General features: G+C 31.6%; 12 protein-coding genes. All 12 read right to left on the reverse strand.

What is annotated here, in order from left to right:
* Positions 1-18: 18 nt before the first annotated feature.
* The 12 genes from AC3ARB_RS06245 to mobC all read right to left on the reverse strand — a co-directional run bounded on the left by AC3ARB_RS06245 (position 19) and on the right by mobC (position 12,452).
* Positions 19-159 (reverse strand): hypothetical protein, encoded by a 141-nt coding sequence (locus AC3ARB_RS06245; RefSeq protein WP_488319733.1) that lies wholly within the window; start codon positions 157-159, stop codon positions 19-21.
* 271 nt (positions 160-430) lie between these two features.
* Entirely contained in the window at positions 431-658 is a 228-nt protein-coding gene (locus AC3ARB_RS06250) for a helix-turn-helix domain-containing protein (RefSeq protein WP_488321539.1), read from the reverse strand.
* Between the two features lie 181 nt (positions 659-839).
* Complete coding sequence (locus AC3ARB_RS06255) at positions 840-1,886, reverse strand: hypothetical protein (protein WP_488319734.1); 1,047 nt, start codon at positions 1,884-1,886, stop codon at positions 840-842.
* Entirely contained in the window at positions 1,879-3,069 is a 1,191-nt protein-coding gene (locus AC3ARB_RS06260) for an MFS transporter (protein WP_488319735.1), read from the reverse strand. The genes AC3ARB_RS06255 and AC3ARB_RS06260 overlap by 8 nt, the downstream gene beginning before the upstream one ends.
* Positions 3,050-3,334 carry a DUF2087 domain-containing protein gene (locus AC3ARB_RS06265; RefSeq protein WP_488319736.1) on the reverse strand — a complete coding sequence of 95 codons (285 nt, stop codon included), beginning with the start codon at positions 3,332-3,334 and terminating at the stop codon, positions 3,050-3,052. Before AC3ARB_RS06265 ends, AC3ARB_RS06260 begins: the two co-directional genes overlap by 20 nt.
* Entirely contained in the window at positions 3,327-5,759 is a 2,433-nt protein-coding gene (locus tag AC3ARB_RS06270) for a lantibiotic dehydratase C-terminal domain-containing protein (RefSeq protein WP_488319737.1), read from the reverse strand. Before AC3ARB_RS06270 ends, AC3ARB_RS06265 begins: the two co-directional genes overlap by 8 nt.
* Positions 5,760-5,788: 29 nt before the next feature.
* On the reverse strand, positions 5,789-6,889 hold the full coding sequence (locus AC3ARB_RS06275) for an arginase family protein (RefSeq protein WP_488319738.1): 1,101 nt from the start codon (positions 6,887-6,889) through the stop codon (positions 5,789-5,791).
* A gap of 10 nt (positions 6,890-6,899) precedes the next feature.
* Entirely contained in the window at positions 6,900-8,708 is a 1,809-nt protein-coding gene (locus tag AC3ARB_RS06280; protein ID WP_488319739.1) for a YcaO-like family protein, read from the reverse strand.
* A 273-nt stretch (positions 8,709-8,981) separates the two neighbouring features.
* Positions 8,982-9,119, reverse strand: a complete 138-nt coding sequence (locus AC3ARB_RS06285; protein ID WP_488319740.1) for a hypothetical protein — start codon at positions 9,117-9,119, stop codon at positions 8,982-8,984.
* Between the two features lie 153 nt (positions 9,120-9,272).
* On the reverse strand, positions 9,273-10,145 hold the full coding sequence (locus AC3ARB_RS06290) for a helix-turn-helix domain-containing protein (protein ID WP_488319741.1): 873 nt from the start codon (positions 10,143-10,145) through the stop codon (positions 9,273-9,275).
* 86 nt (positions 10,146-10,231) lie between these two features.
* Entirely contained in the window at positions 10,232-12,100 is a 1,869-nt protein-coding gene (locus AC3ARB_RS06295; RefSeq protein ID WP_488319742.1) for an SAG1250 family conjugative relaxase, read from the reverse strand.
* Positions 12,087-12,452, reverse strand: a complete 366-nt coding sequence (mobC, locus tag AC3ARB_RS06300) for a plasmid mobilization relaxosome protein MobC (RefSeq protein ID WP_488319743.1) — start codon at positions 12,450-12,452, stop codon at positions 12,087-12,089. Before mobC ends, AC3ARB_RS06295 begins: the two co-directional genes overlap by 14 nt.
* Position 12,453 lies beyond the last annotated feature (1 nt).

The following is a 12,453-nucleotide window of genomic DNA, read 5'->3' on the forward strand; positions in this document are numbered from 1 at the left end:
AACATGTCCGCTAAAAACTCAAATTTTTTCAAGCTTTCGACCTAATAAATCATCTAAAACCTCGGTAATCTTTAATGGCTTATCGGTTACTCGAACCGTCACCTTATAGCCCTCAATCATAACTTGCGATAACTCCGCACCTGTTCGTGTTTTTTTCATAATTATTATTTCCTTTACTTTAAAATGTTGACCTCCGTGGGCAGAACTGGTTAAGTCCTACATGGGGATTGCACCCGCTGTCCTTTCTCGTTGGCAGCCTAAACGGTTAGAAGTATCATTATCATCACTTGTTGTCCTGGCAGATAGGTTACCAACCTATTTTATAGTCAACATTATTCGCTCATATCTTTGCGTGCTTAACTAAATTGCTAGACAAGTGAAAATGTCCCACCTTAGTCTATTCAATTGTCAAAGAACAAACTAGGAGGAACTATTTTTTCTTATATCGTTGAATCCGTTTAGGAAAATTTGTTAATCCCAGTAGATAGTCAACACTGACGTTATAAAGATTTGAAATTTCAATAAGTACTTTTGCAGTTAATTCTCTCTCTCCTCTTTCAATTTTTGAATAAGCTGAATGACTAAAAGAAAGATAGTTAGCAACTTCTTTTTGAGTAAGATCATGATCTTCTCTCAAATCTCTTATACGTTGATACATCAAGCACTCTCCTACGTTAAGTATAGAGTATTCTTCTCTCTATTCTTCAAAATTGTCCAATTTGGACAGTGGGAGTCAGCCATATGTGTGTAACACAGAAAAATGCACCAGATTATCTCGTGCATTTTTTTAATATAATAAAGCAATTGCTTCCAAATTCATTGAAACTTTTGAAAATTTTTCACTCGAAGAATAATGAATCAAAATCCCATGACATTAACTTTTTAGCCAATATTTTTTTTAGGTCAAAAAAATCAATTTTTCCTATGTTTTTTATCGCTCTCTCTTGTCCTATTATATAGCTAGCCGCATAAAAGGGTGGTAACTCTTGAAATAATGACGTAAAGCTATCCGTAACCATTACACCATATGAGGAAAAGATTGAACTATAAAGAATTTCTTTCGATGTTTTTGTTCTATATTTTGAATAATTTTTAAATAATTCTATTTGAAAATCCAACTTGCTTCGATTCTCAATTAATAAATTTGATAATAATTTTCTATATTCACTAAGTTCTTCCTTTATTATAATATTACAAATAGAACTCTCAATAAAATGAGCAAGACCTTCCTCATCTTCAATAGACAAAATAACATCATAATATATCTGGTAATAATTCAAGATTGCATGTGAAATTTCATGAAGAATATAAACATTTCGAAATGCTTCTTTCTTCAACGTCGGAAATACTAAAACACTTGTATTACTTAATGGAAGATGTACACACCTAAACGTATCTGTATCAACATAAACAATTTTTCTCTCTACTATATCCTTTACATATTTAAACAGATCTATATCTAGTTTTTTTAACAATAACAATATATTTTCTATTGTTAATTTTTCAAAGTAATTATCAGAATCAAAAATTGTATACATGTATTTAGACAGATCCATTTCTTTTATGCTTCTCAAACCATTTGTTTCACGCCAAATATTGTAATCAAATTTATTTTGAAAAAGTAATTCATTTAATTTAATATTATATTCTTCTTTTTCCAAACAATCTAACTTTTTTGAAAAATCACCATAAAGTTGTGGCAAATTGACTGGAGAGACGTTCATAATTTTTTGCTGTACACAAGAAGGTAAACGCTCTAACTCTTCTATTTTTTTATGTAGATCAACAATATATTCGTCAAGTTCTCCCTCTTCATAAAAATCTTCTAAAAAAACTAAAGAACTATATTGTTCTACAATTGAATAACCAACTCTTCTATTATCCATTCTTCTTACTCAATAACTTAGTAGATAAATACAATAAAATACAGATGACCGCAAATGCAAAAATTAGCCAAACTTTCAAAACAGGGAATGCATCCGATAACCACCCGTTTATATATATAAATATACTCATAACAAGTGATTCTAGCGCGTAATATAGAGATACAATCGTAGTCCTGTATTCATTATTTAGTATGATTTCATTATGAAGAATAACATTGATTCTAATTGATAAAACTGTAAAAGTTACAATATAAACTAAAAACAGCAGAAGTGTAATAATAGATACTTTAGTATTACCGATAATAATTACTAATAAAGTACTTAAAAACAATAAAACTGTAATAAATTTTTTATTATTCTTCACATTTGCTACTTTATCCGAAATGCCCCCTCCAATCATTCCAGCTAAAGAAATAAAAATCCAAATATAACCATGAAGATTTGAAAAAATCGGAACCTGAAATACAGCTTGCCATTGATTAGAAGGTCCGACATCTAGTACAGCTGGCAAAAGAAAAAGTACCAAAATCACTTTAAGTTCTTTAATCATCACTAATTCTGCAAATGTTGCCTTAAGGGTTTTAAATGAATTACTAAATATACTTGAAAAATCTACGTTTTTAATAGTAGAATGAGAAGAAAATACAATCGAAACAAAAAGACCTAGTAAACAGAATATGAGCACACTAACTATAATGGGCAACTTTACATCATAATTATATAAAAACTTTGAACTGGTAAATCCAAATATCAGTGTTAAAATTGAAGATAAAATTGAACTTCTCGAAAAAATTTGTGCGACCTTTTCTTTTTTACCAATTTCATCTAGAGAATTAACCATCCAACTTTGAACAGTTCCAGATTGAAAAGACTCAGCTAGTGCCGAAATAAACGCTGACATTAACAATAATGGAAATATGTTAGATAATAGTAACACCAGACCTATAGCTCTCAAGAAAAAACTCATAACAAGTGTTTTCTTAACACCGATCGTGTCGGTAATAGCTCCACACGGAACTTCTGTCAAAAAGGAAAATATAAAAAATAGACTTAGGTAAATCCCTAACTGATGATGAGTGAAACCTTGCGTGAGCAAAAATATATATAATATAGGATTAAATAACGCCGTCCCAACTGAAATACCTGATAGTATTATAAAATACTTAGTCATAATGTTCTTCATTTTTATTTCCTCTCTCCTTAATGACTATATACTCAATACCAAATTTATCTCTACTTAAAAAACCGAAGTCTACTAGATATCTCCTTAGTAAAGCGTAGTCATCGTAGTATACTTTTAAAATTTCGTTCAATTCTTTCTCAGAAAAAGAAGTTCCTTTTTGTTCGATTTGTTCTAATAAAAAATCAAACACTGCCATTTTTGACCGCATTTTCTTCGGAATTGCTGACAGTTTACCATTTATAAAAAATCTGCTTATTTCACTCATTGAGTTTCCCCTCATTAATAAAAATTATTTTTCTATAATAAATAGCTAAGTACTTATAAATTTCATTTTCTAGTTTAGGCACATTTCCTACCAACCGAATATTACTAGTGTGAATTAAAGACATGTAATCTGCTTCGAAATAATTGTCCAATGAATTAAATCTATGAACAGAATCCAAAGCCGATTCTATAATTCTAGCAACTTTTTCCGTTTTTTGTCTATCTTCTTTACCGATCAAATAAAATTTTAAAATTTTAAATCTTTCATATGAAGACAGCCCAAAGTGATCAAATAAATATATAGTATTTTCTAAAACCAATTCATATATATTTGTTTCACTCAAACTATCAAAGTCAATAGTATTTAATAATGTTTTTAAAATTCTAACGGAATCTTTACATGAGAAGTCTTCAAATTTATCTATCCCCATGTTATAATATCTACCTGTTTCTTTAATATATGGTTTTATAATAAAATCTTTTAAATTACCCTTCTTAAGAATTCTAAGTATTTCTGAGATCTTTTCAATATTTTTACATCGTAACCTTAAAACTTTTTCACCGTCATCATTGACATAAAATATATAGAAAAATTCTATTTTCTTTCTCATCAACTCCGCCATCACTTCCAAAACATTGTCAATAAAATTCTCCAATACAATTTCAAAAAAAATCCATTTATCAAGAGTATCAACATCTTTCACCGTATTTAGTATTGGAATATCTCTGTAATTTCCGTAGTGCTCTTCTCCTCGTTTCAATGATACTACTATTTCATTCGCATACTGCTTATTATCGATTAATAAGCAACTTTTCTCTTGTATAGCCTCTTTAATACAAAGTACTCCATATTTTTTAAGCTCTTTAAATAAATACTTAAAAACGCTCTCATCCGTAAGATCAATAAAAATTTCAACGTCATCCTTAGCATAACAGAATAGATTGGCAATAGAGTTATCTATATTATAAATAATTGATTCCTTAACAGCCTCAGCTGAATTAAAAACTAATTTATTATTTTTAATAAAGAATTGTTCCCTATAAATTATCAACTTGTTATCCACTGTTACTCTCGGCAAATAGTCAAATGTCTCCGAAAAATCTGGGAGAAAATTAAAAGGAATATTGTCAATGTCAGATAGCATTAGCAATAACTGGCATGTTTCATCAAGTAAAGCAATATTAAGCGTCGAATTTAAACTTATATTAAGAGCGTTATTGTTTGAGTCTACAACAATAAATCTATTATGTGATAAATCAATGGTGATATATGTATCAGATAAATCAATTCCCAATGTCGAACTTGAACAAAAATTGACATTTATTCTATTGCTATATTTATTTCTCAGGAAAAAATCAATAGTTCTATCACTAGATATATAATTAATAGAATAACGATTCTCTGAAAACTTGGCATCTGCATTAATAGAGAATAATTTATACAGTGGCTTGGAATTATCTAAATTTAATAATACCGAACTATCTTCTGTAATCATTGTAGTTACCACATCAATAGAAAAGTTACCACTTTTAGAGAAATTAAATTCTCTAGTATCTAACTCTACAAATTTTTTATCATTTGTTATATGGTATGCACCAATTCGATCCATCAAATATTCATGCCAAGCAATTCCACCTTGATACTCATTGCTACGCTTTAAAACATCTCTTGCAATTCTAACAAAATTTTTATCCCGAATTAAATCAGAAAAACGAATTTTATTAATTGAGTAAGTATCCATGAAATATTCTAACAACTCACTATACGTAGAAATTGTTCTTTGAGGTAATAGTCTACTTAAAAATGAAGACAGAATATTCAAATCTCGATTAGTAATTTGTGGTATGTTTATACATCTGGTATTGATAGGACGAAATAAAATCCCTTCTGAACCACAACTATTTACACTTTCTAATTCTTCATACTCTGGTATTAAAAAACCAGCACCAATCAACTCGTTTATAATGTCAAGTGCTTTATCTTCTGAAAGTTCACCACCGCAATATTCTTTGGTTAATAAATGTACCAATTGATCAATGTAAACTCGATTTTTATGATTAATGCATTGAAATATTTTATCTAGCATAGATCGCTCTATCCTAGAAACTTCTTTGTTGTTTTTAACTATAAAATATTTATTATTGCTTGAAATAAGTGAATTAACAGCTAATTTCCCTGTAAAACTATATTCTAAGTTATAAAATTGTAAATCATTTACTTCAAATTTAGATTGCATTACTCCATTCTGAATATAACATTCATTACTCATTCCGAATAAAGGGGTTGTTCTATACCTCATTCGCTCCAAATATTTTTTTTGTTTAGAGGTAGTAGTGACATTCATATAATCAAAAATAACGGAAATATCTTTAACCTGATTTCCAATACTTCCATCCAATGGCAGTATTGGAAATCTCAATTTCATTTTAGAAATCATCTATGGAATTCTACCTCTCAAAAAGTCTGCGAACTTAGTTTTAGTATTTGAAACAAAATGTGATTAATAGAACTTGCCCCAACTTTAGAATAATCGTTTTTTGAATTATACTCGACAATATCACAACCCAATATTTCAGAATCAAGGGAGAATATAAAGCTCAAACATTTTTCTAAATCTGTCAGGCTCAGCCCATTTGGAACAGGGTAAGTAACTCCTGGATTATAAATAGGATCTAAGCAATCAACATCCACAGAGAGATATAATGGGATATTTACGTCATTTTTCAAATACTCCAATAATGTTTCCAAATCATGAAAAGTCTTTATATTTTTTGACGAATTCAATTCATCAAAAAATAACGGTCCTCGTTGTCCAAAATTAATTATTTCAATTTCACCATCAAAATTTTCTTTAATTTTCCTAATCACATTACCATTATGTAACGAATCAATTTGAGAAATATCAAAATGAGCGTCAAAATAAAGTAGCCTTAATTTATCAATTCCAGATTTGTTTATTCCACTAACAATAGAATATGTTAGTGTATGGTCTCCTCCAATAAAAACTGGAAACACTGTATTGGATAAAAAGATTCTATATGCAACCGATTCAATTTCCCTCAACATAGAGTTAGAAAAATTAATATTAAAGAATCCATAATCACAAATAGGAATTCTACTAAAGAGGTGTCCATCTTCCACAGTCAGCATACTCTGATTTGGATTCGGCCATTTGTGTGAACAATCTTTCAAAGTTATTATAGAATCTCTTTCAAAATCATGTTTTAAAGTACCTTGAAAGTAAGGTACTTCAACTATACCTACCCTTTTCTGAGAAAGATTCTTATCATTTAAATCCTCTAATAAGCATCTTCCTTCTAGACCAAAAAATGTGTACCCTAAATTCGGAATTAGATTATAATAGTTTTCTATATTACTTAGAATACAATAATCTTTAAGTAGCTGAATTTCGATATCATTTAATTCTACCTCAACACAATTACCTCGATTACTAATAAGAAAATCGGCAAAATCCTTAGGCAGCTCTAAAAACACCTCAGAGACTCTGACACCATTTTCTTCTCTACATAAATATTTATTTACATAGTATTTCATTTTATTATTCCTAACTAAATAATTCAATACAATTTAATTGTTTATTCTCTTCTCGCAATATCTTAGAAAGCCTTGGAGTTATTCTACTATTAAAATTATCAATATCCTGTAATCCTGGAACTATTACTCTCACACAAGATAGAGGAGCATCATCTCTAGTTAAATTTACACATATTACTTCAAAATTGTTACTTTTTAAATTATCCACTAAAAATTCAATATCATTCTTAATATTTCCCGTTGATAAATTCAAAGTATTCCTGATGTCTATCTCGCCAGAAGAAAATTTAGTTAAAAAAGGCTCTACAGAGTCTTCTTGACCACTTCCCCACTTAATAAATGGGGAATCTTTTAAACTTTTGTCGTTAATATTATTCATTTCAATTTGAGAAACTCGCATTTGTAAAGCTTCATAAAGAGCCCTTTTTATTGCTATATTAACATTCAAATTAGCTCCCGAACCGTGTGTAAATATCGGAAAAGTATCCGACTCCAAAGTACAATGCACGACATATACAAAATCAAATTGATTGATTAGTGATAAATGAACTTGTATTTTTTTATCCTTTAAAAATTGAATTATGCTCAATATTTTTTTATCTGCTATTGTGGATAAATCTATTGCTTGAACAGATAGTAGCGCCTTATGCACAATAGAATATGAATCTCTCTCAAGAATCTCCAATAACGCTTGTAAGATTGCTCTCGAAAGAGTTACTTCCGCAGAAAGACCTGTGGTTGACTGAGAGTGTAACATCATTTTATTTTCTCTATCATAAGGAAAAAAAACAGAATTGGCTGGGACATAAATTGTTTCTGATTTTGTTAAAGAATAAGCTTCAATCCACTCAAATACCTTATTGTCGGAAAATTGATTTGTAAAATTATTATCTAAAACTAGAGATTCTGGAGACAATACATTATTTTTTTGTTTCAAAACACTTAGACTCTCACAAATAAGACCATGATTATCATAATCAAAAATTCTTGCTGAATACCTCTCATATGCTTCTCCTATCGCACTGCACTTTGATTGGATATCAGTTGCCCCTTTTCCTCCATGAACTGAAAAAATATTTTCAAAAACACCCCTAGACGAATAGCTTTTATAGATTGGATAGCCTAAATCATTAAACTTATCTAATTTTTCTACTTTATACACAGGACATAATTCACCAATAGAATTTAACAATACACGAATATTTTCTTCCGAATCAGAGTTACTTTCAACACGTGTATCTCCCATAATATATGATTCATCTTGGAGTATAACTTCCGAATATTCAATCGTTTTTTGAGTTGGATATAAAACTAAGTCAAGACACTCAAACGTTTTATTACTTTTTCTATAAACTAATGGAAAATCAAAATTATAGACACCGTCAATTGTCTTAATCTGTATATCAAAATCATTGTTATCGAAAAATGATAAATAAGACACTACGCCATATTCACCACAAAATATTTCTAGTAAAGAGTAATCTATATTTTCCCGAATTCTCTTAAGTGTAGAAATAACTTGGCTATTTTCTATATAATAAATATTTTCGTGTGTTTCTATTATATAAAAATCATAACTATATATTTCATGTTCGGATGAACTTAATAATTCTATAATATCATCACATTTACGATAATCATGAAGTGTAATAGAAAATATTTTATAACCCATACAATTAAATATATTCAATCTGTTTTCACTATAAATGGTTAGTCCAGTTTCATCAATATATTTTTCTGACAATATATAAAAATAATCCTCTATTTTACAAATAAACTCATTTTTGTTGTTAATATATATTATATCAAGTGATTTCATATTTATAACTACCGAAAAAGGCTGGAAAATCCAGCCCCTATTTTAAAAATCAATAACTAACTATAAGAGGTTAGTTTAATGAACTGTGCAATAATTAAATTCTAGTTGTAGCAGTAGAATATCTACATTTTGATTGGGCAACAACTGGCTTTGAAATAGAAATTTTTTTGATCAAAATTTTCTCATTTTCATTAAGTTTGCTCATTTTTGACAATCTCCTTTCCTATAAATTTAAACATGTTTACAAAATTATTTTTTAAAAATCTCTCGAGACTATCTCACAATACCATTCGCTGGACCAGGATCAATCTCATTCAGTGGTTTCGGTTTATTTGTTCCACCTTTACCAACAGCTAAAACTAGTCCTCCCAACAAAGACATGACAATGAGTTTCTTTAAAAGCTTCTTCATAAGAATCTCCTTTAAGTTTTGATAAGCTTATTATAGCACCCAAAAATTCATTTGTCAATCTTTTTTATATTTTTTTTTGATACTTTTTTTTTTTATACCTTTTTTGTATTTGCAGAAACAAGAAAACGATACCCGCAAGCATCGTTCCAATATCTAATTTTGAAATTTATCTGAGATATAGTGCTCTACTGCCAGAGCCTTCTCAGTATTATCTTCGATTTGCTTATACAAAAAATGTGCAGTCTCAAAGTAGGTTTTAACCGTCGTTCTTTCTGAAAAGTTTTGACTTAGATTTCCCAACAACAAAAATGAATCTGCTAATAAATAAGTTGTTCGATACTCTTGGCATAATTTAATAGTCGCAGTTACTTGTTTAATAGCTGCTTCCATATTCTTTTGTAGCCAAAAATAGCGACCTAGGTTATAGTTAAATTTGATAGACAACTCCAATTCCTCTATTGTATTTAAAGTCAGTTGCTGCAAATGACTCGCCAACTCTTCCTTCATCATATCAAACCTAGCTAGATTATCTGTATCATGATAGAAATTAAAAAGTGTATTGGAAATTTGAAGGTAGTTTATATCTGTCTTATGAGTTGATTTTAACGCCTTCTCTAACCGTTCTATAGCAACTTCTCTTCTATCACGAACGTAAAAATCAACCAATGAAGCAATCCATTCCAGATATATTTTATCTGACAGTGATAAGCGATGAGATTTTTCTTTCTCTAACTCATAGATATATTTCAAAGAGTCATAATTTCTTTGAGTAATGAATGTTTTAGCTATTTTTTTAAACTCAATAAGCTCTGTACTCTCATTCAAAATTTGCTCGTCAAAAAAATAATCCATACTAACATTAAGTTTTTTAGCTAATTGATGCAATAATTCTGAACCAGGAGTATATTCTCCGTTCTCCAAACGACTAATTTGGCCTTGTTTACAAATACCTTCTGCTAATTCTTTTTGAGATAATTTCAATTCTTTTCTTCTGCTCTTAATCCTAGTAGCTAATAAGCTTCCCACTCTGTTTACTCCAATCTATTATTTCTAATTATTTTATCACGATTTCTAAAACGATTCAAATACGGTATATTTAAAATACATTTAAATTACTCTAGTGGAATGTCAAAACCTCTCTCTTTACTATCGATTGCAAAATTTATAGTGTTAACTAATTTCTCCAATCTCCTCACATGATGTTCATAGTCATCTATGGCTGTATTCATCTGTTTTTGATAATCTTCAATCTCTTTCTCCACCTGATCCAGTTTAATGGCTGATGTCAGATTCATCTTAGCGTAGTCATATCTGGCTAGCCGTCTGTTTTCTGGGGATGAGTTGTTGAGATTGAAAAGAACTTCTGCTACCTTGTTGAGATGAGCGACCTTGTCCTGCAAATCCGTAATAGTCAAATCCTGTTGGGCGATGTCCTTGATTAACTCATCTTTGATTTCCTGGTAAGATTGGTTGTTGATGTCTAACTCAATGAGAAGATTAACCTCTGCGATTTTCTCTTTAAGACTGGCAATCGCTGGCCGCCTACGTTTAGGAATATGCTTACTATCGTGAGTAAGTTGACGGATTAGTTCACGGCCTCTCATGTAACGATTGAGGTCTGAACTTTCTTTGTTATAAATAAAAAACTGCGCGGTCTCTCGTATAAAGACATGGTAGGACTTATCTTGTTCGTTCTCATGAATATCCAAGTTTCGGTTTGGGATAAATACCAAACCGTCTTTTTTAATGCCGTAATTCATCTTGATGAAAAGACCGTCCTTGACCACCTTATCAATCTGATGCTCGGCTAGAACAACTTCAAACTCCTGAATCTGGTCACGTTTCTCTTTGAACTCCTTGTAGGCTACTAGGAGTTCCTCACTTGGAAGTTTGTCCTTGTCCTGCTCTTCTTGATAGATTTCAAAGTCTGCGACCAGGTTAGTCAGGTCAAGGTCTGGCGTGGTCTCTCGTTTGTCAAAATAATCTTCAAAGAACTGGACATCGTAAAGGTGTTTGGTGCTGACCTTTTTATTCTCGATAGAAATGGTTCGACCGTTCTCAGTAAAGGTAAAGGTCACATACTTTTTCTTCGGAGAAATTTTCAGGTTTAACTGCTCTGCCATTTCCAAAAGATGAGATAAGTCTCGTGCTCTGAGCAAGAGAAAATCCAGTCGCTGCTCAATGGCTCGTTTGGCAAACTGCTCTCTGAAATAGTCCTCGGTGTAGGGCTGTCGCTTATCCAGCTGATGGCCGCGGATGACCTGCTTCATGCCCCGGTCGGTCATGAAAAATCTGGCGTGCTTGCGAGAGAAATCCATCTCCACGTTGAGAGCGGGAGCCTTGGCCATAAAATCCTCAAAGCTCTTGCTGTTCTCCATGAGAAAATAGAGCCGCTGCTTGAGTTCAAACTTGTGATTGGTCTTGCGGTAGGTTTCAAACTGTTCATGCGAATAGCGATTGGGCGGAATAATCTTTGCCCCTGCTTCTTTTGCCAAGCGGTCAGAAATCAGGCGAAGATTTCTCTCCTGAGCGTAGTCCCATTTGAGCTTCTTGTACGAATTGAGGTCAATGGAATTTATCAGGATATGGTTATGGATATGGTCTTTATCGGTGTGGGTTGTGACGATGAAACGAAAGTTGCCCCCTGTCAACTCCTTGATAGTCTCGTAGCCAATGCGGTTAATCTCTTCAGGTGTCAGATTATCTTCAGGAGAAAAGGACTGAATCAAGTGATGAGCATGAATTTTGGTCTGCTTGATTTGCTGGCGGTCATTTCTGGAATCGTATAACCTATCGTTGTTGACAAAGTTGGCATGATACATCTCCACCAGCTCCTCGTAACTAGGAAAGTCCAAGTAGTTACTCATGCCAAAATCGGAGACCAGTTTCAGCTGCTCTGTCTTGTCAGGATTGAGGATATACTTGATGAGACTCTTACGATACTTGGTGCTATGCACCGCAAAATGCTTAGTAACAACCATAAAACTCCTTCAGCTGCTGGCATTTGATGTTAAAGTCCTTCTCCACTTCCTTGATGAGTTGATTAATCCCCTGCACCAAGAGCTCACGGTCGCTTGACGTTAGAAGATGAGTTTGGTTGACGGTCCGTGCAATTTGATTGAGGTTATTTCCGATACGTTTCAGTTCAAAGACCAGTTCTTCATAGTTACTGGTATCAATGGTCAGGAAGGTCATGTTAGGATTAAGCAGCACCTTTCTGGCATAAGCAGAGAAATTTTTACAGCCACTCTGTCCGATACGGTCGTTTAAAGTTGTTAATTCCTGCTCCGTCAGAAAAACTTTTTTGAGGTTAGTGCGGTAGCGATTTTCCATA

This window comes from Streptococcus sp. ZY171113 (assembly GCF_057748235.1).